We start from the raw sequence: 24,972 nt of genomic DNA on the forward strand, positions 1-24,972 counted from the left end.
AAGGATTTCCATGAATTTTCCTATCGGACAAAATCTCGACTCAAAACGCATTCTTATTGGCTTTTTCATCGCAGTGACATTATTGGTGATAGCCGGGTCAATAGGTTGGTCAAAACTCAATCTTCGTTTTGAAACTGTCGACAATTACGCTCAAAGCGCTCAACTTCGTGCCGCCATAGATAGCATTAAGCTGCATGAGCGCAATTACGCACTATCGCCCACCCATCCGCAGGCTGAAAAAACCTTTGAACATATTGATATGGCCTACCTGCTTGCCGATTCCCAGCCTTCCGAGCAGGTCAATCAAGAAGTAAAGGCGCTACTTCAAGATTACAAGACGACTTTTACCGAATACGTAGAACTTAACGACCAAGAAAGAACCACCCGCGTTGCTCTTACCTCAAATTCGGACACGTCTATTTATGATGTAGAAGAGATGCAGGTCGATCTTAAAGTCTCGATAGAAAAACAGGTCGCGTTAGTCGAAAGCATGCGTCAACACATTGATGCTAGTGCTCAAATCGCTATTGAAAGCCATCATTTAGCAAGTCGTATTTCTACAATTCGAAGTCATGAAAAGTCTTTTATCCTCGAACCGAATAATGAAGATTACAAACAACTGCAATTTGGCCTCAATGAAGTGCGTAACCAAATTAGAGCTCTGCAACCAAAGATGGTTACGCAGGCTGCTAAGGACAAACTGACACTGGTTGATAACGCTCGAAATCGGTATTTAACTGCGGTCATTCAGCTCAGAAACCTCAAACTAGTTACCGCTCCAATGCAGCAGCACATCGCCGCCCAGATCGATTCGGCGGGGGAAGAGTTTACACGAGCGAGTGTAGTGCTGAGAACGAGCTTACAAAAAGAGTTAGCCGCCTATCAACAAGAACTAAACGACATACAACAACAAACCAACGTCAAACTCTCCACTACCGCTCAATTGCTGACATTACGTTCCCTATTTAGCGATACCACTCAGTACGAACGCGACTTCTCCTTGGTACAAACACTCAACGAACAGCAAGATATTGCCGAGCAAATTGAAGGAACTATCAAAGAGAGCCAACAACGATTGGCAGATTTGATACCGCATATTTCAGATGCGACCCAACAACAAACGCTTGGGAAAATTAAGGGGCAGTTGACGCAATATCTCGCTTTATTCGAACAGTTATTTACGCAGAAACAAGCTATCGCCCAACAATCATCGGCGCTTGATAATGCCTATCTGAAAGCCTTCAAAGTTATTGAACCTGATTTTGAACACCAGCAAAACATTGTAGAGAACTCATCTCAAATCTCTTTCTATCTTGCCATCGGCGGCATCATTTTCATGAGCACCATAGTTTTTATTGTTTTGCTCGCCAACAAATCCCACGCTGCGCTTGAAAAGTCTGCCGATAAGCTCGCTATTGCCAGAGATGAAGCAGACTACGCAAACCAAGCTAAATCGGATTTTTTGGCGAACATGAGCCATGAGATCAGAACCCCAATGAACGCCATCATAGGCATGAGTTACCTCGCTTTAAAAACAGATTTAACTAAGGCACAACGCAACTATATTCAAAAAGTAAAGCTGTCGGCTGATACCTTACTCGGACTTATCAACGACATTCTCGATTTCTCAAAAATCGAAGCGGGTAAACTCGACATTGAGCACGTAGATTTTAGACTCGAAAACGTTTTGGACAATATTTCTAATTTGGTTGGGCTTAAGGCGTCGGAGCAGGGTTTAGAGCTGCTTATTCATACTTCAAAAGACGTACCAACAGCACTTTACGGTGACCCATTAAGATTGGGGCAAATCTTGACCAATCTTGCCAATAACGCTGTGAAGTTTACCGAACAAGGCGAAGTCAAAATCACTATCACCGCAGACAACTTAGAGAATGACGATGTCACGTTAAGATTTGCGGTCTCTGACACTGGCATTGGAATGACACCAAAACAAACTCAAAAGCTCTTCAATAAGTTCACCCAAGCCGATAGTTCCATCACACGCAAGTATGGGGGAACCGGATTAGGCTTAGCCATCAGTAAGGAGCTTTGTTTGTTGATGGGCGGGGACATTGAGGTTAGGAGTCAATTTGGCGAAGGCTCAACCTTTGAGTTCACAATTAACATGAAGCGCAGCCAAGTGCTAGAAACCAAACCGATTGTCGTGCCAACATCATTAAACCACCTCAACATCCTGATTGTGGATGACAACGCCAGTGCGCGCCTTATCGTTGAAGATATTCTGCAATCACTCAACTTTAATGTTCGAAGCGCTAATGGAGTTGATAGCGCAATCGACGCACTCAATCACGCTGCACAATCAGATTCGGCATTTGATGTGGTTATTACGGATTGGCAGATGCCCGGTAAAGATGGAGTTGAACTCATTCATGCTATCCAGCAATCTGAGTCCCTCAATCCTAAAATCTTGATGCTCACAGCCTATGATCGCCAGCTTCTGGCTGACTCAGTTCAAGAGCGTGGCCTTATCGTACCAAGTATTCTCGATAAGCCAGTAACGGCCTCTCACTTGTTCGATGCGATAGTTGGCTTATATGATATAGAAAACCACCGTACCAGCCGTGACGAGCTTGAGCAGCAAACCCATTTGGCTAATGTCCAACACCTAGCAGGAGCTCATCTATTACTCGTTGAAGACAACGAAATTAACCAAGAATTAGCGTTAGAACTTTTGGAAAGCCAAAACATCCAAGTCACCGTAGCTCAAAATGGGCAAGTCGCGATCGACTTGTATAAACAAATGACGTTCGATGGCATTCTTATGGACTGCCAAATGCCTGTACTCGATGGCTACAGCGCAACAGAGATAATAAGAAACACACTCAATGACCGAGCTATCCCTATCATTGCCATGACCGCCGACGTGATGGAGCGTGATAGAGAACGCGCCTACCAGTCAGGGATGAACGACATCATAGCTAAACCAATCGATGTAGGCATCATGTTCAGCACCCTTGCTCGATGGATCACCTCGCCTCAACGCGAAATTGGGTCAGAAGTAAGCACTTCCAGCTCCGACTCTAATGTTAATACTCAACCAGTGAAACTTCCTGACATTAACACCATCACCTTGTCCCAAGGTCTTGCTCGTGCGAATAACAACCACCAGCTCTATCGCCGACTGTTACAACGCTTTTATGAGCACTACTCTGATTTATCTCAAGTTAGAGAACAACTCGCTAATGCAGCGTCCTCCGATTTAAAACGCTACATCCATAGCTTAAAAGGCGTCTCAGGAAATATAGGTGCGAACGAGTTATTTGAGCTCTGTAGTGCATTAGAATCTGATATCAACAATGAACAACTTCAAAAGAAGCTACTCAATGCTCTGAATCAAACCACTGAGGCAATAAGAGAGAGTGGCGTTTTACACTCTCATATAGCGGCTAACGATAACTCTGAGCACACAGCGAGCTTTGACCCAACGCTCTATGAAAGATTACAGAACGCTATTGAACAGAACGATACCGATGCACTTGAGATAGTGCAAAACATAGAGCAAAGCCAATTACTGGGGCTTACCCAAAATCAACTAAAGCAACTTGATGGCGCTCTACAAGAATTCGATTTTGATAAAGCTTTAGCACTCATTAAATCTAAACACTAATTGAACTTACTTATCTCACTGGCAGCTTCGTCTTTGCTTTTACTTGACCAAAGGCGAAGCTCGATTCGATGGAGGCGATATTTGGCAGGCGAGTTAATTGCTTGCGGATAAACTGCTCATAGCTTTTTAGCGACTCACTGACTACATGCAACAAGTAGTCGTGGTTGCCCGTCATCAAAAAGCACTCCAACACTTCATCAATCATTTCAATGTGATGTTCAAAGTCTCGCATGTTCTCTTCTGTCGGCTTTTCGAGTTTCACCAATACAAAGACATTAATAGGCAGCCCGCACGCTTCTTGGTCAACACTGGCATGATAACCTCGAATGACTCCTTGCTTCTCCAAGGACCGAACTCGGCGCAAACAGGGGGACGGCGACAGAGCAACCCGATCTGCCAACTCTTGATTAGTTAGCCGAGCGTTGCTTTGCAACTCAGCCAGTATTCTTTTGTCGATCTCATCCATTAGCATTTTCCATCAATTTATAACCAATATGCGCAATATAATTGCTCAAAGTAGGTGAGTTACTTCTTAAATCGCAATCTTTAACATTTTTATAACACTAAAATTATAAGAGGTACAATAAAGGATGGAACTATGAATACCTCAACTCAACTTAGCCCGCTGCGTAAAACAACCAAACACGAACAAGCAGAAGCTCTTGCCATTGAGCAAGCAAAACACTTTGGCATCGACGCAAATAGTGAATACGGCACCACGCTGGTTGAACTAGCGACCACACTATACAAAGCCAACACGAAAACACACGACCTTTGGGCATTGACCGTTGATGGACTTTCAGAGCTCGACAAAAGTGACCGAATCGCCTGGTTTAACGCCAAGCGATTTTTGTCATTTCAGATCGCGAAGATCCTCGACAACCTGCAAAACCCCATGCGCACTACTTACCAATCCATTGCCACCAATAATGGTCATTTTGCCTCTAAGGGTGCCTACCCTATCTTCGACAATGTTGCCGCTATATTCTCAGCCAGTCCTGTGATTACGCGTACCGCAACATATTTGTTTGCGTGTACCGAATGGATTGAAGATGCATTCAACGGTAAAGAGCCGCTTCACGATATTTACTCTCGACTGCTCAACCCAACATCAATCTCACTGGCTAACCACATGGTTGACCTAGAGGCAGGCTCAAGAGCTAATGAGTACCTTGCATGGAACTTTAACTCTGGCATGGCGGCAATTGATGGGTTGTTGAGCCATTTACTTGGGCATGAAGATATTGTGCTGGCATCACGCAACATCTACGGTGGGTCTTATCAGCTATTAGAAGATTGGTTTGGAAAACCCTCAAACTTGAATGTAGCGGTCGAATGGGTCGATGGTTACTCCGGAGATGAGTTTGCGGCTCGTCTTGATGAGGTTGCCGATAAATACGCCGACCGCCTTGCCGCTGGTAAGAAAATATACGTTTATCTAGAATCACCTTGTAATCCACATGGATACGTCTTAGATGTTGCTAGCATCAGTAAAGCGGCTCACCTTCGTGGTTGGGACATTATCGTTGACTCAACGGTTGGTACCCCGCTCCTGCACCCAGTACTAAAACGCGATGACGTGATGGAACGACCTGATTTCGTAGTTCATTCCTACACCAAAGAGCTAGCTGGTTCAGGGACCACAACCGCTGGGGTCGTCATCGGCCGTAACGAAGCCATGTTTGTACCAAAAGGAGAAGAAGTCACCTTCACCAAACCTAACGGCGATGAGGTCATCATTCCATGGAACGAAACGCTCTTTTGGAATGTGTATTACATTAAAGGTGCATTCTTAGACGCCGACAAAGCATTTGAAGTACTCAATGGTATGAAAACTTACGAAATGCGTGTGGTGCAGAAAACCATCAATACTCTCACCTTGGCGAAGATCTTCGATGCTCACCCAGACATCAACGTATCATGCCCAGCTCTACCTGACAGTGATAACTACGAACACTGCCAGAACAACATGCACTTGGGCTTACCTGCGGCTCTGTTTACCATCGATATGGAAGGCAATGGCAATCGTGCACCAATCAATCGTGATGGGTTCAAACAGTTCTTTGACATGCTTGAGCCAGCTATCGGTATGCAAGTAAGTCTGGGACAAACTAACACCGTTGCGCTTTGCCCAGCCCTAACGACCCACTCCGAACTTAGCGACGAAGCGCTAAATGAAGCTGGTATCAAGCCAACCACAATGCGGATCTCCATCGGTTTGGAAGACCCTCGAATGTTTGTCGCTCATATTATCGAGGCAGCCAAACTGTCCATCGATCGTAAACATGTCGACTTCTCATCCAGCTTCCCTTGCGCTGACAGTATCGATGAGATCTACATGCAAACCTACATGGATGTGCACCAGAGGTTTGCTAAGAGTTTGCCGAGGTTTAGTCAGTTATCTGCTTAGTTATCTGCTAACAGTCGATATATAAGAAAAGAGGAGCCAATGCTCCTCTTTTTTGTATTCGATTACTTAGCTAATTGCTGTTCCACTAACGTTTGCCAATAACGCATACCTGTTCCCAAGATATCGTCATTAAAATCATAAAGTGGATTGTGAAGTGCAGTTCCACCACATTCACCGACGCCATTACCAACTAAGATATAGCAACCTTTTACCTCGCGTAGCATGAAGGAGAAGTCCTCACTAATGGTAAATGGCTCACAATTGCCAATAACATTGTCTTTTCCTACAACAGTTTCTGCAGCTTTAATCGCATGTTCTGTTTCCTCTGCAGTATTAATCGTTGAAAGAAAACTATTGTTAAAGTGATATTGGTAATCAACGCCAGCAGATATACATTGACCTGCCACGACACGCTCAATCCCTTTCTCGATTTTGTGCAGAGCTTCATCTGTAAAACTTCGCGTATCACCAGTGATCGTCACTTGCGATGGAATAACATTCACCGTGCCATTTGTCTCAAAGTTTGTAACTGAAATGACCGCAGTTTCGTTGATAGCGCTTAAATTACGAGAAACAATAGTCTGCAACGCTGTAACAACCTGTGCGCCAACCACAATAGGATCGGTTCCCATGTGGGGTAATGCTGCATGACCACCAGTAGCGTTGATAACAATTTCAAAACTACTTTCGCTAGCCATAACTGAACTTGGACGAGTTACAAACTTACCCGCTGGGATACCAGGCAAATTATGCATTGCATATATCGCGTCTATGTTCCAACGAGTAAATAGGCCATCGGCAATCATAGCTTTTGCACCAGTGCCTCGTTCTTCATCCGGTTGGAAGATGAAGTACACGACACCATCGAAGTTCTTACTTTGAGCCAATTCACATGCAGCTCCAAGTAGCATCGCAGTATGACCATCATGTCCGCATGCGTGCATGGCACCTTCGTGTTTAGATGCGTGACAAAACGTGTTTTCTTCTTTAATTCTTAAAGCGTCCATATCTGCTCTAAGACCAATACTGCGATCACTAGTACCTTGACGAAGAATGCCTACGACCCCAGTTCCACCGATTCCACGGTGAACTTCAAGTCCAAACTCTTCCAATTTGTTAGCAACAAACTCAGACGTTTTAAACTCTTCAGTACCAAACTCAGGGTATTGGTGAAGGTGTCTACGCCATTCAATTGCAGATGTTTCTGTGGTCATATCTTTCTCCAGAAAAGAAGCTATCTCCCAAGATAGGTTCCCATATTATTATTTTTTGATTCAGTTTAAGCTTCTTGAGCTTTCAAATTTTCTTCTGATTTTGGCTCTTCTTTAGTCTCATATTTGGTAAAGACATAAAGTGCGACAACAATTAGAGAGACGATAATGGTCTTGCCCATTGCCATTTGTTCACCCAGCGTCAGTACCGCAACAAGGTAACCAACAAGTGGCATTAGGTTTAGAGCCATTGTTGATTTTTCAACGCCAATACGTTTGAAAGAGTAAAGTTGAATGAGGTAACTACCACCTGAAATGCCAGTACCCAAGAAAATCAGTAGTGCAATCAGTAATGGACTAGAGAAGATAATGTAAATTTGAGATAGATCTAGACCCATTGCGAATACGACGAAGATACCCATCACTGCTACAGAAATGTATTGGTAAAGCATTGAAACAACAGAACCGTACTTGTCTGCTAAGCTAGCACGAAGGTGTGCAGTCCAAGCAAGTGCTAGCATCGAGCAGGTCACATATACATAACCTAGTAACGGAGTACCACCTTCAATCGTGTTTGTTGGGCCAACACTCATCGCATAAATACATATGGCCGATGCAATGAACGCACCCCACTGGATTTTATTCATGCGGAAGTTCATAAACATCATGCCAAAGAAGACCGTTGCAAAAGGTTGCATTCCCTGAATAACACCGTTCTCTGTGGCACCGATATGAGCAAGTGAAAGGAAATTAAAGAGTGAGAAAACCCCTTGCCCTACAATGCCACATAGTGCGATTCGACCAATATCTTTCTTGTCGATTTTAAGTGATGAACCCAAATCAACGCTTAAACTTTTACTGCGAGACGTGAAAAAGAAAATAATAGATAGCCCAATCACCGCCGTCACATAACGGAAGAATACCAGTGTCATTGGATCTACCGCCATAGAGAGAGGTTTAGAGACCACACCAGTCACGCCCCAAATACATGCTACTGCTATCGCGGCAACCCACCCTAAAAATGTATCTTTATTTGTTGTGTTCATTTTGAGTCCTTTATGTTTCATATTGTTGCCAACGTCACGAATTTCGTGCGTTGGCTTATCGTTATAAATAATTGATTAATCGATAATGATCAGTTCAGGTTCCGCACGCTCTGATAGCCACTCCGCACCATCTTCGGTAATGACAATGTTTTCTTCGTGAACCATAGATTTACCCGGTGCGTAAACCATGCCCGGCTCTAGCGTCATCACCATGCCTGGCTTCAAAATGGTGTTATCCGTCGCCGTATTTGATGGACGCTCTGTCAGCTCCATGCCCAAACCATGACCCAGACGACCTACGTCATTACCCAGTGCACCGTTCGCTTCTAGTACTTTCCACATCGCGTTATAGATGTCAGTCGTTGTCGCGCCTGGCTTCGCAGCTTCAAAACCTTTTGTCGTCGCTTCATAAGTCGCTCGGTATGCCGCTTTTGTCTGCTCACTCGCATGTCCAAATGCCCAGTTACGGTCAAAGTCAGAGAAGTAACCATCGCGAACGGCACCGGTATCAATGATCAACACATCGCCCGGCTCAATAATGCGGTCTGTTGGGCCCATAATGATGCTGTCGTAACCGTCCGGCCCTGAGCCTGCAATAATGTACGGGCACTCATCGGCACCTTCTAACAGCATGTCAATACGGAACTGTTTGCAAATCTCACGCTCCGTCATCCCTGCTTTTGCATATTCCGGCACCTTTTTGAAACCAACATTGGTGATGCGGCAGATTTCTCGTGTTTTTTCAATCTCTGCTTGAGACTTTATTTGACGAAGCTCATGCATCTCTAAAGACACATCAACAAAGTCTTTCTTAACCATGGTGGTCAGTTGTAGGTAGTTATTCACCGGCATACGTAAGTGGGATTCAATACCCAATGTCGCACCAACTCGGCCATGACGACACGGCAAGGAGTTCAAGGCACTCGCTACCAGACTAATGCCGTCATCTTCTGGTCGAGGCGATGGCCAAGTAATGATGTTGTCAATCCAAGTACCTGCCATACCACTGGCGCCGATTTCTGGAATAATCGCGATTGGTTTGCCTTCCGCTGGCACGATTACAAACCATGGGCGAGTTGGGCTGTGCCAGAACTGAGTATGAAAACCAGTAAAGTAACGAACATTTGGCTCGGTGGTAAAAATCATTGCATCCAGCTTCTTGTCATGCATGACTTTTTGAGCACGTTGGGTACGGTGTTCAAATTCAGATTGGTCAAACCCACGATTCAGAAAATTGTTCATTGGAGCCTCTTTGCTTGTTCTTATTAGACTTAGCTATGGAGCAATTAAGTCTTATAGTTAATATTTGTGAACGGTATGAGGGCAGTTTACTGATATTTGAGTTAAATAATGTGACCCGGATCCTACAGTTAACTATTGTTCACTATTGAGACTGAAAATCCCTTTTAACTTTGATTTTCATCAAGTTTAGTTTCCTTTAGTGAACTAAAAGGTTAAGAGACATTCGAAATAAGATGAGATTGGTTACATTTAGTTAATGCGTGGGTTGATTTCCAGCCAACATCAAGGGACAATGAATCTCAAGTTAAAGTTAACAGTAGTGGTCTATAATGAATGCATCAGCTTATAAGTCATTTAACGTCAAGTTCACTGAAATTGATCGACAATATCTTGAGTCCAATTTTCGACTAGCGGAAACCATTGCAGACTTTATCGGTCCGCACTGTGAAGTGGTCATTCACTCGTTTGAGAGCTTTGAAAAGTCCGTAGTGAAGATCGTCAACGGACATCACACCGGTCGTGAAGTGGGGTCACCAATCACAGATATGGGATTGCGAATGCTAAGCGCATTCGAAAGGACAGGGGAAATAACTCCTAAAAGCTACTTTACTAACAGTAAAGACGGCTCACTATTAAAATCAACAACATGTGTGCTTGCAGGAGAAAATGGCAAACCCATTGGGCTGTTCTGTATTAATATGAACTTATCACACCCTTTCCCTGAAATTATCAAAACTTTAATGCCAGATGCTTCATTACCTCATGTTGGTGTACATGAAAATTTTAGCTCTTCGGCTACTGATGTTATTGAGCAAGCCCTTGAACATGCGATTGAAGAAGTGCAGAACGACGCTTCGATCAATCTAAAAAGCAAGAATAAGGCGATCACTAAGGTCCTATTTGATAATGGTATTTTCGAACTAAAAGAGGCTACTGGGTTAGCTTCTGAACGTTTGGGTATTACACGCCATGCAATCTATAAGTACATTCGAGAGTTCAAAGCCTAACGGGCGTTTACCCCGGATCCTAAAATTAAGCCTCACAATAAGTGAAGCTTAATTTTCAATTGTTGACGCTTAAAGCCACTTGATGCTTCTTGGACGAAGGCCTAACAAAAATAACCATACCGCCAACAATTAGTCCCATTGCTACCACTCTAAGTATTGTCAGCTCTTCATTAAAAACAAAAGTTCCAATTAAGAAGGCAGATACTGGAATTAAGTTTAAAGCCATACTGCTCCCATCAACTCCAACCCTCTCAATACCATAGATGTATACCAGATAGCCTAATCCGGATACACAAGTTCCTAATATCATTACGCAGAGCAGTTTATAAGAAGGGGTAAGTAATAACTGGATACTGCTAAAATTTACTCCGTCGAAGAGTAGGTAAAAGAAGAACCCCAGAGCAGCAAAACCGAATTGGTAAAACATTGTCTGAGCCCCACCGTACTTCTGAGCCAATTGTGCCCGTAGGTGAGTCACCGAAGCAAAACTCACCACGCTCAACAAGCAAATGAAATGACCAATATTCAATCCTTGTTGCGAACTTGAAGGTGAGAAGACCAATAACGTCACCCCAACAAGAGCAATAAACGCAGCCCCCATCTGAGTCAAGGTAAACCGCTCGCTATAGAACAGCGTACCCATCAATAGAATGGCAATAGGGACTAGCCCTTGAATAACTCCATTTTCAGAAATAGTAATGTAATCAAGGGAAAGAAAAGAGAAAAAGCTAAATAATCCTTGGCCAACGACACCACATAAAAATAGTTTCAAAACATCTCTACGATTCTGCCAACTAAACCGAAAAACTTGCCTTGATTTTGTTGGCGACTGTCCAAAGAAAAGAGACACTGCCAAGACGATGAATAATACAGCAAAAGCAATCACGTAGCGTAGCCATACCAGGACCTTCGCATCAATGACGCTGAGAGGCAAGGTTGCTAAAGAGCCCTCGGTACCCCACAACAACGCAACTGAAATCGCTGCAATCCATCCCTTAGCAGTGTTTGTCATGGTTAATTACTCTCAACCAGTTTTGCTTCAACTTCTGGCTCTTTTTTGTGAGCAAATTTCATAAACATCATCATGGAGCCAATAACGACAGCAATGGCTATCAATCTCATTGGCGTCACCGCTTCACCAAGAGCGAATACCGCGAGTACGAACGAAGACAGTGGCATTAAGTTCAGCGCCATACCCGTGCCGTCTACACCGACTCTTTCCATTGCATAGATGTAAATCAGGTAACTAATACCAGAAATACCAACACCCAAAATAGTGATGCAAAGAATACGTAATGGAGAGGAGAAAATGCCTAGAGCAGAAGAGAAGTCTGCACCAACAAACAGCAAGTAGATACCGAAGCCGATCGCTGCAAATACAAACTGATGGTACATGGTCGCAACGGAGCCATATTTCTCTGCAAGCTTAGCGCGAGCATAAGCCATCGTAGAGAAACTCGCCGCACTACCAAAACAAATTAAGTGGCCAATGTTAAAACCGCTGCCTTCGACAGATGGGTCCATGACTAGAATCGCCACACCTGCGAATGCGCCTACCGCCGCTACAATTTGCAGTACGGTAAATCTCTCGCCGTGGCGCAGAAAGCCCACGCAAAGGATGATAATTGGGATTAACCCCTGTATAACGCCATTTTCAGATGCAGTGATATAGTCCAAAGAAAGAAACGACAGGAAACTAAATGCGCCCTGACCAATAATCCCACAAGAAGCAGCCCAAAAGATATCATGGCGATTTTCCCAATTAAGTTTAAAGTCGACTTTTTTCTGTGGCTTACCAATAGCGTTGCTCACCTTGATAATGACAAAAAGGGTAATGAAAGCAACAGTATAACGAACCCAAACTAGCACTTGAGCGTCCATAACTTCTAAGATTGGCGTACCGACAATCCATGGAATACCCCATAACAAACCGATAAATATGGCTGCGATCCAGCCTTTTACTGTATTACTCATTGCTCTTTCCTATAGATTTAGTAATTTTCCGTAACCTGGACATTGAGCTTTCTTACCAACTAGGTGCATGGCATGCCAAAACATAGCCGAGTTGCTACAAACAACCGGGATGTTGAACTTGTCTTCAATTTCTTGGATATGATCTAGAACGCGAAGGTTGGTGCAGGACATAAACACAAGGTCTGCGCCCGATTCAGGTAAGATAGTTTCTAATGCCTCCAACATGGATGCTTTGGAGATCTTGGTAATGTCGGTATCCTTCTCGATCCCCAATGAGCCTAAAATGCATACCTCAAACCCAGCAGCCGTCAATTGGTTGTAGAGAGGGAAGTTCACCTCTGTTGGATAAGGAGAAAATACGGCGATCTTGCGGGCGCCTAAGTGCCTAAATGCAGCTTGAGCAGCAGTCCATGGATTAGTAGCTGGGATATCCCCACGGTTTTTCGTGAGCAGCTGTCCAACCTTTTCTTCCCCAATAATGATTGAGGCAGAGGTACAGCCAAAGGCCATCACATCCATTGGTAAACCCGTTGCTATCAGATCCGATGCTTCACTGATACCCGTGGCAATTTGATCCAGCGCTTCCGGCGTCATTTCACTGCTGTAATAAACACGAGAACTAAATACGCCCGCCTGCGTTCCCAATAACTTTGCCCAATCCATTTCTAGCGAATGGTCAGTGCTAAGTTGAACTAACCCGATATGCACCCGATCAATCCGAGGGGCTTGTGTATGCGACAGGGTAATTTCCCAATCTTTAAACTCTTGTAAGGTTTCCATAATGTTATCTCGTCTAGGTGCTTCCCTGAATATCAGGCAGACAGAGAAGCACTTTGGGGGGATTAATCGATAATGATCAGTTCAGGTTCCGCACGCTCAGATAGCCACTCCGCACCATCTTCGGTAATGACGATGTTTTCTTCGTGAACCATAGATTTGCCCGGTGCGTAAACCATGCCTGGCTCTAGCGTCATCACCATGCCTGGCTTCAACACAGTATTGTCTGTCGCAGTGTTTGATGGACGCTCTGTCAGCTCCATGCCTAAACCATGACCCAGACGACCCACGTCATTACCCAATGCACCGTTTGCTTCTAGTACTTTCCACATCGCGTTATAGATATCAGTCGTTGTCGCGCCTGGCTTCGCGGCTTCAAAACCTTTTGTCGTCGCTTCATAAGTCGCTCGGTATGCCGCTTTTGTCTGCTCACTCGCATGTCCAAATGCCCAGTTACGGTCAAAGTCAGAGAAGTAACCGTCGCGAACGGCACCGGTATCAATGATCAACACGTCGCCCGGCTCAATAATGCGGTCTGTTGGGCCCATAATGATGCTGTCGTAACCGTCCGGCCCTGAGCCTGCAATAATGTACGGGCACTCATCGGCACCTTCTAACAGCATGTCAATACGGAACTGTTTGCAAATCTCACGCTCCGTCATCCCTGCTTTCGCATATTCCGGCACCTTTTTGAAACCAACATTGGTGATGCGACAGATTTCTCGTGTTTTCTCAATCTCTGCTTGAGACTTTATTTGACGAAGCTCATGCATCTCTAAAGACACATCAACAAAGTCTTTCTTAACCATGGTGGTCAGTTGTAGGTAGTTATTCACTGGCATACGTAAGTGGGACTCAATACCCAATGTCGCACCAACTCGGCCATGACGACACGGCAATGAGTTCAAGGCACTGGCTACCAAACTAATGCCGTCATCTTCTGGTCGAGGCGATGGCCAAGTAATGATGTTGTCAATCCAAGTACCTGCCATACCACTGGCACCGATTTCTGGAATAATCGCGATTGGTTTGCCTTCCGCTGGCACGATTACAAACCATGGGCGAGTTGGGCTGTGCCAGAACTGCGTATGAAAGCCAGTAAAGTAACGAACATTTGGCTCGGTGGTAAAAATCATTGCATCCAGCTTCTTGTCATGCATGACTTTTTGAGCACGTTGGGTACGGTGTTCAAATTCAGATTGGTCAAACCCACGATTCAGAAAATTGTTCATTGGAGCCTCTTTGCTTGTTCTTATTAGACTTAGCTGTGGAGCAATTAAGTCTTATAGTTAATATTTGTGAACGGTATGAGGGCAGTTTACTGACATTTAAGTTAAATAATGTGACCACAGACACAAGGTTAACTATAGTTCACTGAATGGCGTTTTTTAGAGGTAAAGTCGTGATCTAAACCTCAAAAAAGTGACATATAGTTAACTTTACCATTGACCAATCGGAATAAAAGTAGTCATATAGTTACCAAGAGTTGATTTTATCTTGAATAAAAAAGCCACTCTCAAAATGACATACGTCAATAAAGTTAACTAAAGTTACCTAATCGGAAATGAAGTTTGCTAACATTCACTTCCGATGTTAGAAGTTAAAGAGGCAAGAGATTAAAAATGAAAACTAAAGTACATACTGACAACGCACCAGCAGCTATTGGCCCTTATGTTCAAGGCACTGTTTTCCAAGATTTAGTGTTTACATCTGGTCAACTTCCACTTGATCCAAAAACAATGGCTTTTGTCGAGGGCGGCATTACAGAGCAATCACGCATGTCACTTGCAAATCTAAAAGCAGTATTGGAAGAGGCTGGCGCTTCAATGGAGACAGTTGTTAAAACAACATGTTTTCTATCTAACATGGAAGACTTCGCTGCCTTTAACGAAGTGTACACAGAAGTATTTGGTACAGAAAATGCCCCTTCTCGCTCATGCGTAGAGGCTGCAAGATTGCCAAAAGATGCGCTTGTTGAAGTAGAAGCGATCGCTTACGTCATCAAATAAAATACTACGAAAAGGTCATACCCTCTCGATGACCTTTTTTCTCTCAACTTTATCCATTAAGTGTGCCCTATGCTAAATCTATCTAAAAACTCATTCTTTTCAGGAAATAAAAGCGAACTCTTTGGTGTTGAGCAAGCCAAACAAGCCCGAGCCTTTCATTCTCAGATCGACGGCTACCAACCAACACCTCTCGTTTCTTTACCAGCACTAGCACAGCAACTAGGTGTCAAAGCCATACTTGTGAAAGACGAATCTAAGCGTTTTGGGCTTAACGCTTTCAAAGTCTTGGGCGGCTCATACGCTCTGGGACGTCAATTAGCAAAACACCTTAATGTTGATATTGCAGAGATCGACCTAAAAACGGTTTCCTCCAAACTGGAAGCACCACTAACCTTTGCAACCGCGACCGCAGGTAACCATGGTACTGGCGTTGCATGGGCCGCTCGTGAAATGGGGCAGCAAGCGGTTGTATATATGCCGAAAGGCTCTCCACAAGCAAGTGTCGACCGTATTCGTGGCCTTGGTGCAGAATGTATTGTTACTGAAGTTAACTACGACGATACCGTTAGACTTGCGAATGACACGGCTCAGGCCAATGGTTGGATGTTGGTTCAAGACACTGCTTGGGATGGCTATGAAGAAATTCCGACTTGGATTTCACAAGGTTATATGACAATGGCTGATGAAGCCGTGGAACAAATCGAGCAACTTGGTTTTGAAGCACCTAGCCATGTCATTCTCCAAGCGGGTGTAGGAGCGATGGCCGGTGGAGTACTAGGTTACCTAGCAGATAGATTGGACCAAACTAAGTTTGACACTATCATTGCAGAGCCAAAAGCCGCAGATTGTATCTATCGCTCTGGTACAAGCGAAGCAGGTAATATGGTTAATGTTACTGGCGACCTTAGCTCTATCATGGCAGGTTTAGCTTGTGGTGAACCAAATCCTGTTACATGGCCTATTTTAAGAGATTGCAGCCGCTATTTTATCGCCGTTGAAGATAAGGTCTCAGCAACCGGAATGCGCATGTATGGTAACCCACTCGCAGGCGATCAAGCGATTACCAGCGGTGAGTCTGGTGCGATTACTCTCGGGGCACTAAACGAAATTGTGAAAAACGACGGTAATGTTGGCCTTAATGAAGAATCGGTAGTCCTACTCTTCAGTACGGAAGGTGACACAAACCCTGAGCGCTACCGCCGAATCGTTTGGGAAGGTGCTTTCTCAACAAGTGAATAGTATCACTTTATTTTATCCCCCTTTCCAATGCCGCTGTTTAACAGCGGCTTTTTTATAACTCGGTTACGAGAAATGAATTTAAAGACTTCACATGGATTATTTATTTAACTACACACAAACGTAACAAAATATATTTATCCTCGGCGAGTTAATCATTCAAGGAGGAAATATGAACTCGCTTAGAACCACTTTTGCTTCGGTTATCGTAGCAAGCATCGCACTATCTGGATGTGCATCAAACTCTTCTCCAAAGACAGCTTTCAATGCCGTTGAGGCGTTCAATATTCAATGTAAAACATCAGTTGTCCCTGAACCTTCAGAAATGTCAATTTCCGGTCTTACCTTGGTCGGCACATCCATCGCAGATGCCCCGTTTGGTACATCTGCTGCAGAGATTGTCAGTTACGATAGCTGCACCGACAAGCTGTATGTGGTCAATGCACAAGCAAAGAAAGTCGATGTACTTTCGCTTGATAAACAAGGTAAGCCAAGTTCGACAGGTCAGATTGATCTAGTATCCGCAGCACAGCAATCCGGCATTAAAATTGGCGCAGCGAATAGTGTATCGGCTCATGAAGGACTGGTCGCTGTCGCTATCGAGAATAGTAATAAGCAAGACAAAGGCATTATTGCCTTGTATCGCTCCGATACCTTAGCGCTCATTACCACCTACCAAGCAGGCTCACTGCCAGACATGGTCAGCTTCTCCAAAGACGGCCGTTACCTTGCTAGTGCAAACGAAGGTGAACCCAACGCAGACTACTCTGTCGACCCAGAAGGATCTGTCACTTTGGTCGACCTAAACAATGGACCTCAAAAAGCACTAGTGACTCAAATTGATTTTCGCGAGTTTAATCAGGGCCAATCTCGTCACTCAGAACTTAGCTCTAAAGTTCGCATCTCTCATCCTAACGCGACTGTTGCTCAAGACTTAGAGCCGGAATATTTAACGTTTGATGAGAAAGGCTCGCTCTATGTAGCTCTTCAAGAAAACAATGCGATGGCGACTATTGATGTTGCTTCAGCGAGTGTTAAAAGTATCGTTGGCTTAGGTGGCAAATCTTGGCAAACAGAGAAGCTTGATGCCTCTAATAAAGACAACATTGTGGGCAACTTGAAGAGCTACCCAATGTTAGAAGGCCTGTATACGCCCGACAGCATAGCTAGCTATAGCGTAAATGGCGAAACTTATGTTGTGACTGCGAATGAAGGTGATGGCCGTGAGTATGGTTTCAACACCACACAACAACAATGTGATAAACAAGGTTTCAAGTGGGACGGTGACGAACAGCAAAATGCTGAGGACTACGCTAACAAGCAAGACTTCTGTATCGCTTACGTTGATGAGGTTCGTGGCAAGAAGCTCAAAGTGGATCCGAATCATCCTCTGGCAATCGCTCTAAAAGACAACGCACAATTAGCACGCCTTAAAGTGATCAAGTCAAACCAAACATTGGCAGCAGATGAAAAAGTGCAAGCCTTTGGCGCTCGCTCCTTCTCTATCTGGAATGAAAAGGGTGAACGGGTTTATGACAGTGGCGATGAATTTGCCAATATTGTATTCATGAAGGAAGCGAAGTACTTCAACAGCACTAATGATAATAACAACTCCGCAGATGACCGCAGTGATGATAAAGGTGTCGAGCCAGAAGCCATTGAAGTTGCAAATATTAATGGTCGTCACTACGCGTTCATTGGCTTAGAACGTCATGGCGGCATTATGGTCTATGATGTTACAGAACCTGCACAAGCCCTGTTTATCACCTACGTTAATAACCGTGACTTCTCCCAGCCAGTTTGCACTCAAGTAGATGATGGCGATTGTGATAATGACCAATACAACCCAAAGGCAGGCGATCTTGGGCCTGAATCCATCGAGTACTTCACACGTCAGGGCAACCACTTCATTGCCGTCGGTAATGAAGTCAGTGGTACGACATCGGTCTTTAGAATCGATCTTTAATCACGCTCTGGGCTCTGACCGTTTTTGTCAGAGCCCAGAGCATAACCGTGTTAATCGTCACGACAAAAAAACAGATTTGATGACAACGGGTTAATTATCTATAAAGCGCCTCCTGTTTCTTATAACCACGGCGGCGCTTATCATGCAAAAGCTCATCGATTCTTTATTCTCTCAAGGCTATTACATTTGGGACGATTTTCTGTCTCCCGATCAAGTTGATGCGCTCAAAGAGTGTCTGCCAGAGAACTGGAAAAAAGCGTGTATCGGTCGCAACGACGAAGTCATGCGCGAAAGCGCAATTCGCAGTGACAAAATCTGCTGGCTATCGAGCGATCTTGGTGAACCAGTTCAACAATTTCTTAGTAAGATGGAAATCATTCGCCAAGCCGCAAACCAGAATTTTTTCTTGGGCCTATTTGAATATGAAGCGCACTTTGCAAAATATGAAAAGGGTGATTTCTACCAGAAACACCTAGATTGCTTCCGCGGTAACGAGAATCGCCGTTTGACGACAGTGTTCTACATGAACGATGAATGGACAGAGCAAGATGGTGGTGATTTAGTTGTCTACGACTTAGATGACAATGAGCTGACGCGAATCAAACCAAAATCAGGCCGATTATTTGTGTTTTTCTCAGAGCAGTTCCCTCACGAAGTACTGCCAACTCACCGCGAGCGTTTTAGCATCGCAGGTTGGTTCAGAACCAATGGTGTAAAAGACAACATGTTGGATATAGCTCAGTAGCCCTCATCCCCTGCTAGGATGCTATTCCATTCTGCCCGTCATAGGTGTTTTCGAACTCAATACACCACTTTAATCAAATTAATTGCTAGAAGTGTCCGCCACCGGATACTTCTTCTCTACATTCCCCTATACACTCTCCCTCAACGACGGCAAGAAACGCATTCATAATGTCCGTAAGCCTCTATAATCTATAAGAAGATATAAGAAGAGGCGGTTATGACAAAGACGATAGCGGTTGAACAATTGAGATGGACGACGTCGTTGTCGCCAGAGTTGTCACAAGAACTAGTTTCTGTAGCCCAGCGAATTTCAATCGAAGACCCTGCGTTGGCAAGCTCAAGTCTCATAAATAGGGGCATCAACTTTATAGAAAGTGGAACATTAGCGATTTGTATACAAACTCCAAATTTAAAAACTGCAAATTGCCTATTAGTGGGTCAAGATGGCTGGTTCGGAAATTATATTGACCCCAATGCCTCTTTGTTGCCTTTTATATTTATTGAAATAGAACCTTGTAGCATTATTCATTTTAGTAACCAACGCTTGCGTCCAATATGTGAAAAAAATGCTGAAATCTACAAGTGGTTTTATTCATTAACGTTTGAGTCAAAAGAGAAATGGCTACAAAGCCAGTTGATATATAGCGCGAACATCACAGAAAGAATTGTTTATCAGTTGATAGATATATTGGCTCATATGAACACCAAAGAATCGATGGTCGAAATTTCAGTGTCACAACAACAATTAAGTGACATGACGGGTATCGCACGCCAACGGGTAAACGAAGTAATGAAAGAACTAGAGAGAAATCATCTTGTTACTTTATATAGAGGCAAGATTCGCATCGATTCGCCACAGAGGCTAGCTGCTTATATGGACGGCATTGATCTAAGTATACGCGATCCAAGACTGTATATTTAGTCGTTACCAATTCTATCCAATAATGTGACTACATTTTTGGGAAATGCTTAAACAACTTTTATCAGGTTTTCCTGAGGAACAAACACAGCTGTAGGTTATATATGCCGTTTATCTATGCCATTAAAATTCACACTGATACCAAGGATGACGTAAATAAGAAATTTCGTGTTAATAGACTTGAAGGTGAGGTTATCGTTGACCATTTGGGTCAGGTTTATATTTGCCCTCAGTTAAGTACGACTAAATGGAAATTTTACCCAAAGTCTAGCCAACTTATCGTTAGACAGGATCAACGCTGGAATACTGTTATTGAAGAAACGCTGCTGTTTATGGAAGCGCACTATTCCGTTTCAGTAACAGATAGAAAACCAAGCTGGATTAATATCAGCCAACCTTTTCGATGTCCCAAAATGGCTCTGTATATCAAGAGTCTGGATTTCGTGGCCTAAGTAAACTCAAAGACCATTTTCAATTAAGAGAAACTCTATGAATGTACTACGCTCGCTGTTTTGTTTTGTTGCCCTTGGAACCGTCAGTACGTTACTTGGGTGTGGAGGAAGTAGTCCAACTAATCCAGAAGCTACCCTACCGCAACCTCAAAGTATGGTTATTCGTACATTTGACTTTATCGCTAGTCCCAGTGAATACACTGAAACTGACGTAATTGCTATGTCTCTAAAGGGAGAGAAACATGACTTGTTGAAAAACCAGTACTCTCGTCATATCGGTTACTCGAAAACCGTACAATTTCGAGACGCAGACGACTTGGTTAACTTGTTAAACATTGAACTTATAAGTCGAAATGAACAGCAGGTGCTAGCTAATACTCAAATTGAACTAGTGGACAAAGCTCGCTATTGGGTTTTTAGTCTAGGTAATACCGACACCGATGACTATCAACTATACGCTCTACACCAACCCAACGTTCAACATGTTGACGGCAAAGTGCCCGTTTTTATCCTAGATCTTGATGTTCACAAGCATATAGGTAAAACCGCGGTTCACATTGGTCAACAATCGCCGCCTATTGATATCTCGTCACACGGTGACTTCAAACAAATAAATATGTCAAAAGATCTTATGAATTTTGACCTCACCGTAAACTACAGCGACACCAAGACCTTGGACTGCACAGTTTGGACTCCAGAAAAAGACTCAGTATGGAACGATAATGCTTGGGTGGTATTCATCGTAAATGAACAGTGTCATCTTCGACATGTTGACCAGTAATTTGAAGGTATGATCATGCTCAGCATCTTATTAGCCGCTTATGTATCCCTAGCCAATATTCACAAACACGCCATTGATAGAAAAGTAAAAAGCAGCAAACTTTTAGAATGGAACGTTACAGAGCTTAGACGCGACGTTCCATAACTTATGACTTCTAACTATGGTCTTGCTTTGAACTCGCAGTAAACTCGAGTACTTTTTCAGCACACACATCAATGCAGCGCCCACAGCTAATGCAATCTTGGCTCATAACACGTCTGTCCCCCTGTTTAAGGGGCTGCCTAAGAACATCGGGTTCAGGGCACACGTTATAACAATCCATACATTTAGTGCACGCCTCGCGGTGAGTTGCTTTAATTCTGATAACGCTCTTACGACCGATGACGCCGTAAGTTGCACCCAGTGGGCACAAATGCCCGCACCAACCGTGTTCAACCAAAACGAGATCAAGTAAGAAAACCAATAGAATCAGTATCCAGCCAGCACCCATCCCAAATACCAATCCACGATGTAACGATGCCACAGGATCAATCCACGCCCACAACAGTGAACCAGAAACAGCACTACCCAGTAGAATCACCGGAATCAACCAATAGCGAAGTTTTGGAGACCATTTATAACTTGCTTTAAGATTTAGTTTACGTCGCATCCACGCTGCTAAATCGGTGACCATATTGAGAGGGCAAACCCAAGCACAGAACGCACGAGGAGCAATAAGAGCGTAAAACACAACAACAATAGCAACACCGATGAGAGCGTTCACTTCTGGCCAGTGCCCTGTGGCCAATGTTTGCATCACGAGGAGTGGATCACTGAGAGGAATCACCCCAAATAACATGCTAGATGATAGGTTGCCTTCAAGAATTCCCCATGTTGGCCCCACCATGAATAGACCTATGATGGCCAGTTGGCATAACCTTCTTAAAATCAAAAAACGATGTGCCTTCCACCAGCCAAGCTCTTTTATCGCGTCTTTACCCGCATCTTTTGCGAGATTCTTAGCCATGGTTATTTCCTCCCGTCATTTATGCGGATGTGCTCACTCGGCGCGATCTCTGGTGTTTCAGGGAAGGTACCATCACGAAGTTCTACCTTTTCTTCCCATCCAAGCTGATAGTGGTCGCCCATATGGCCTTTAGCGAGTTCAATAGGCACAACCTTTATGACAGGTACATCGGTAACACATGCCTGCTCACATTTACCGCAGCCTGTACAGTGGTCAGAGTGAACCGTTGGAATAAACTTGGCATGGTAACCAGTGCGCTGGTTGCGAATTGGCTCAAGGGTAATTGCTTTATCGATGACCGGACACACTCGATAACAAACATCACAGCGCAACCCCTGCCAGTTCAAACACTCTTCATGGTCAATAAGTACCGCGAGCCCCATACGGGAGTCGTCGATATTAGTAAGTGAATGATCAAGCGCACCACTTGGACACGCCACCACACAAGGAATGTCCTCACACATTTCGCAAGGAATATCACGGGCGGTAAAATATGGCGTTCCTGATGCTACAGGAGATAAAAGGGTTGCAAGCTTTAGCGTATCGTACGGACAGGCCTGGACGCATAAACCGCAGCGCAAACACGCTTGGTCAAATTGGTCGCCAGCAAGCGCTCCAGGTGGCCGAATAGGCACTCCTCCACTGGTTTTTGCTTGCCCTTGCTTGGATTGTAACCCTAGTAAAGTCGCCGCAGCGCCAACACCAACAGCTGTTCTCGCTGCGTCACGTAGAAATCTGCGACGGCTTTCAGAAGACTTATTGTTTTGCCTAGACATGCTCAGATCCTTTCACTTTTAGTCAAAGGTATTATTTAATTATACTACTTCCGAGCTCATTCAGATGAGCTGTATTGGGCGAATTGTAACTCTTCTAACTGATGTCCCTACTATACGAAAGGGTTATACTGAGGGTCGATTGATTAATATCAACAATGGATAGCTATCGTTATCACAAATTGAGAAATTAAGGTTGTAGTTCCAGAGGATTAAGGTACAGCAAGGGAGCCGCACCTTTCGTGCTTAAGCGCTCTTTTTAATGTCGTTTTTTGGACCACTTTTCGGGTTGATTGGCAATTTTGTTTCCGTCGTCTCTTTTGATTTTAGACTCACTACTTCATCATCCGGAAACTCTGCCGTTTCGCCAAAGAATTTACCGCCCGGTTCAATACTCAAGTTGTTACTCCAGACTTTGCCCTTAACTCGACCATTAGCGAGAATCTGAATATGCTCCGCATGACAATTGCCTTCGACAATACCGTTAACAATTAATTGCTTTGCGAATATTTCACCTTTCACTCGTCCCGACTCAGCAACAACTAATGAGCCTTCGACGTGAACTTGTCCATCGACGATTCCATCGACTTGAATATCACTTTCTAATTTGAGTTTTCCGCTAATAGTACAGCCTTTGGCGATGAGAGTTGCAGCTGCTGAGCGACTCTTTGTTCCACTGTTTTTACTAAAGATTCCCATCGTATTCCTCGTTCCTTTTTAAAGATATCTTCAAATTCATGTACACCCCACTCCACAAAAGGCCTAGGGTTTAGCGCTCGCCCGACAAAGCGAACTTCATAGTGTAAATGCGGTCCAGATGACAGACCTGTGTTGCCGGAAATGGCGATCAAATCCCCTTTACGGACAAATTGCCCATTCTTAACTTTGAAGCTCTTAAGATGTGAGTAAGAACTGGAAAAGCCGAATGAATGTTGCAGTCGAAGAAAGTTGCCAGAGCCTTTACTACTGCGCCTCGTTACCTCAACCACGCCGTCTGCAGGTGCGTAGATTGATGTGCCTGTGTTCACAGCAAAATCCAGCCCTCGGTGCATTTTAACTTTCCCGGTCACAGGATGAGTACGCTTGCCAAATTGAGACGACATTCGATGTTTCCCCACGGGCGAACCGCTCGGGATCTGGGTCAACATCACCATTCGGATATTAGAGTGGATTGCCGCAGCATCCAGACGGGACTCCAACTCAATATCACCGCCTTGGTCAGACACTCCCAGTACTTTCTCTAAATCCGAAAGTCGTTCAGAGACTAACGCAATGCGCTCTTCTCTATCAGATAGGTCGTTCTCTAAGGTTTGTTTCAGGTCCTGCAAATTTGCCAGTTCGTCACCCAATGTTTGCGACTCACTGGCAAGCTCTTTTTGTTTGAGCTCAGCGTAATCCACAACTTGATAAAGGTGTTGAATAAGCAACGCGCCGCCAAACACCACCGCAACACTGACTCCAAGCAAGCTTTTTAAGCTCCGGCGCATCGATTTACTCAACTGCCAGTGCTTGGAGCCGTTAATGGTTGAAACTGAAATCGTTAGTTGGTCTTTCATGTTTGATGCTGTCTTATCCGTGACTGTTGCAGAATTTCCCTACAAACCAAGTTCACTGTATTGCTTGATTTTGTTGAACTAAGCGTTAATTTACGGAATACAGATGACAGGTACTAGTCAGAAAGTTCAAGGAAATGTCAGGACGTGACTTTGTGTCAAACAATCAATAAAAACTATATGTTAGGTTTAACAACTGGTTAAAAAGATCCGCGCCGAAGTAATCATATTCTGCTCC

The 24,972-nt window shown here is 44.1% G+C and carries 23 protein-coding genes; 11 read left to right on the top strand and 12 right to left on the bottom strand.

The genetic code is table 11. From position 1 onward, the window contains the following. Window positions 1–10: 10 nt before the first annotated feature. Window positions 11–3,628 carry a response regulator gene (locus tag MMA19_RS05620; protein WP_240205731.1) on the top strand — a complete coding sequence of 1,206 codons (3,618 nt, stop codon included), beginning with the start codon at window positions 11–13 and terminating at the stop codon, window positions 3,626–3,628. A 10-nt stretch (window positions 3,629–3,638) separates the two neighbouring features. Here MMA19_RS05620 and MMA19_RS05625 read toward each other — a convergent pair whose 3' ends face one another. Next, complete coding sequence (locus tag MMA19_RS05625) at window positions 3,639–4,094, bottom strand: Lrp/AsnC family transcriptional regulator (RefSeq protein ID WP_006070076.1); 456 nt, start codon at window positions 4,092–4,094, stop codon at window positions 3,639–3,641. Between the two features lie 132 nt (window positions 4,095–4,226). Here MMA19_RS05625 and MMA19_RS05630 point away from each other — a divergent pair, with 132 nt between their 5' ends. After that, window positions 4,227–6,038, top strand: a complete 1,812-nt coding sequence (locus MMA19_RS05630) for a PLP-dependent transferase (RefSeq protein ID WP_240205732.1) — start codon at window positions 4,227–4,229, stop codon at window positions 6,036–6,038. Between the two features lie 62 nt (window positions 6,039–6,100). On the opposite strand, the gene MMA19_RS05635 is transcribed toward MMA19_RS05630, so the two are convergent. The 3 genes from MMA19_RS05635 to MMA19_RS05645 all read right to left on the bottom strand — a co-directional run bounded on the left by MMA19_RS05635 (window position 6,101) and on the right by MMA19_RS05645 (window position 9,537). Beyond that, entirely contained in the window at window positions 6,101–7,252 is a 1,152-nt protein-coding gene (locus MMA19_RS05635) for a M20 aminoacylase family protein (RefSeq protein ID WP_240205733.1), read from the bottom strand. A 65-nt stretch (window positions 7,253–7,317) separates the two neighbouring features. Then, window positions 7,318–8,295, bottom strand: coding sequence for a DMT family transporter (locus MMA19_RS05640; RefSeq protein WP_006070079.1), 978 nt, complete (start codon window positions 8,293–8,295; stop codon window positions 7,318–7,320). Between the two features lie 75 nt (window positions 8,296–8,370). Then, window positions 8,371–9,537, bottom strand: a complete 1,167-nt coding sequence (locus MMA19_RS05645) for a Xaa-Pro peptidase family protein (protein WP_006070080.1) — start codon at window positions 9,535–9,537, stop codon at window positions 8,371–8,373. A 329-nt stretch (window positions 9,538–9,866) separates the two neighbouring features. Here MMA19_RS05645 and MMA19_RS05650 point away from each other — a divergent pair, with 329 nt between their 5' ends. Beyond that, window positions 9,867–10,544 carry a PAS domain-containing protein gene (locus MMA19_RS05650; RefSeq protein WP_240205734.1) on the top strand — a complete coding sequence of 226 codons (678 nt, stop codon included), beginning with the start codon at window positions 9,867–9,869 and terminating at the stop codon, window positions 10,542–10,544. A gap of 55 nt (window positions 10,545–10,599) precedes the next feature. Here MMA19_RS05650 and MMA19_RS05655 read toward each other — a convergent pair whose 3' ends face one another. The 4 genes from MMA19_RS05655 to MMA19_RS05670 all read right to left on the bottom strand — a co-directional run bounded on the left by MMA19_RS05655 (window position 10,600) and on the right by MMA19_RS05670 (window position 14,527). After that, window positions 10,600–11,556 carry a DMT family transporter gene (locus tag MMA19_RS05655; protein ID WP_124941699.1) on the bottom strand — a complete coding sequence of 319 codons (957 nt, stop codon included), beginning with the start codon at window positions 11,554–11,556 and terminating at the stop codon, window positions 10,600–10,602. Between the two features lie 2 nt (window positions 11,557–11,558). Continuing rightward, the gene (locus tag MMA19_RS05660; RefSeq protein ID WP_240205735.1) at window positions 11,559–12,518 is read right to left on the bottom strand and encodes a DMT family transporter; all 960 of its coding nucleotides are present in this window, start codon (window positions 12,516–12,518) and stop codon (window positions 11,559–11,561) included. Between the two features lie 9 nt (window positions 12,519–12,527). Further along, window positions 12,528–13,298 (bottom strand): aspartate/glutamate racemase family protein, encoded by a 771-nt coding sequence (locus tag MMA19_RS05665; RefSeq protein ID WP_062463906.1) that lies wholly within the window; start codon window positions 13,296–13,298, stop codon window positions 12,528–12,530. 62 nt (window positions 13,299–13,360) lie between these two features. Next, window positions 13,361–14,527, bottom strand: coding sequence for a Xaa-Pro peptidase family protein (locus tag MMA19_RS05670; RefSeq protein WP_065311707.1), 1,167 nt, complete (start codon window positions 14,525–14,527; stop codon window positions 13,361–13,363). Window positions 14,528–14,917: 390 nt separating this feature from the next. Here MMA19_RS05670 and MMA19_RS05675 point away from each other — a divergent pair, with 390 nt between their 5' ends. The 8 genes from MMA19_RS05675 (at window position 14,918) to MMA19_RS26545 (ending at window position 21,546) form a co-directional block, all read left to right on the top strand. Further along, window positions 14,918–15,304, top strand: a complete 387-nt coding sequence (locus tag MMA19_RS05675) for a RidA family protein (RefSeq protein WP_038230756.1) — start codon at window positions 14,918–14,920, stop codon at window positions 15,302–15,304. Between the two features lie 69 nt (window positions 15,305–15,373). Continuing rightward, window positions 15,374–16,543 carry a diaminopropionate ammonia-lyase gene (gene dpaL / locus MMA19_RS05680; RefSeq protein WP_240205736.1) on the top strand — a complete coding sequence of 390 codons (1,170 nt, stop codon included), beginning with the start codon at window positions 15,374–15,376 and terminating at the stop codon, window positions 16,541–16,543. Window positions 16,544–16,712: 169 nt separating this feature from the next. Then, entirely contained in the window at window positions 16,713–18,506 is a 1,794-nt protein-coding gene (locus MMA19_RS05685) for a choice-of-anchor I family protein (RefSeq protein WP_240205737.1), read from the top strand. 142 nt (window positions 18,507–18,648) lie between these two features. Further along, window positions 18,649–19,251: a 2OG-Fe(II) oxygenase gene (locus MMA19_RS05690; RefSeq protein WP_006070089.1), complete on the top strand. Its 603-nt coding sequence runs from the start codon at window positions 18,649–18,651 to the stop codon at window positions 19,249–19,251. A gap of 216 nt (window positions 19,252–19,467) precedes the next feature. Continuing rightward, window positions 19,468–20,172, top strand: a complete 705-nt coding sequence (locus tag MMA19_RS05695) for a Crp/Fnr family transcriptional regulator (RefSeq protein WP_006070090.1) — start codon at window positions 19,468–19,470, stop codon at window positions 20,170–20,172. A 101-nt stretch (window positions 20,173–20,273) separates the two neighbouring features. Then, a complete protein-coding gene (locus tag MMA19_RS05700) occupies window positions 20,274–20,621 on the top strand; it encodes a hypothetical protein (RefSeq protein WP_006070091.1) in 348 nt (115 codons plus the stop codon). Window positions 20,622–20,658: 37 nt separating this feature from the next. Next, on the top strand, window positions 20,659–21,402 hold the full coding sequence (locus tag MMA19_RS05705) for a hypothetical protein (protein ID WP_240205738.1): 744 nt from the start codon (window positions 20,659–20,661) through the stop codon (window positions 21,400–21,402). 15 nt (window positions 21,403–21,417) lie between these two features. After that, entirely contained in the window at window positions 21,418–21,546 is a 129-nt protein-coding gene (locus MMA19_RS26545; RefSeq protein ID WP_261359875.1) for a hypothetical protein, read from the top strand. A 10-nt stretch (window positions 21,547–21,556) separates the two neighbouring features. Here MMA19_RS26545 and napH read toward each other — a convergent pair whose 3' ends face one another. The 4 genes from napH to MMA19_RS05725 form a co-directional block, all read right to left on the bottom strand. After that, a complete protein-coding gene (napH, locus tag MMA19_RS05710) occupies window positions 21,557–22,408 on the bottom strand; it encodes a quinol dehydrogenase ferredoxin subunit NapH (protein WP_006070093.1) in 852 nt (283 codons plus the stop codon). A 2-nt stretch (window positions 22,409–22,410) separates the two neighbouring features. Beyond that, window positions 22,411–23,184 carry a ferredoxin-type protein NapG gene (napG, locus tag MMA19_RS05715; protein WP_006070094.1) on the bottom strand — a complete coding sequence of 258 codons (774 nt, stop codon included), beginning with the start codon at window positions 23,182–23,184 and terminating at the stop codon, window positions 22,411–22,413. A 243-nt stretch (window positions 23,185–23,427) separates the two neighbouring features. Further along, the gene (locus tag MMA19_RS05720; RefSeq protein WP_081411526.1) at window positions 23,428–23,880 is read right to left on the bottom strand and encodes a polymer-forming cytoskeletal protein; all 453 of its coding nucleotides are present in this window, start codon (window positions 23,878–23,880) and stop codon (window positions 23,428–23,430) included. Continuing rightward, window positions 23,784–24,737, bottom strand: a complete 954-nt coding sequence (locus tag MMA19_RS05725) for a M23 family metallopeptidase (protein ID WP_006070096.1) — start codon at window positions 24,735–24,737, stop codon at window positions 23,784–23,786. Before MMA19_RS05725 ends, MMA19_RS05720 begins: the two co-directional genes overlap by 97 nt. Between the last annotated feature and the right edge of the window lie 235 nt (window positions 24,738–24,972).

The organism is Vibrio sp. CyArs1 (genome assembly GCF_022432925.1).
Classification (GTDB): domain Bacteria; phylum Pseudomonadota; class Gammaproteobacteria; order Enterobacterales; family Vibrionaceae; genus Vibrio; species Vibrio mediterranei.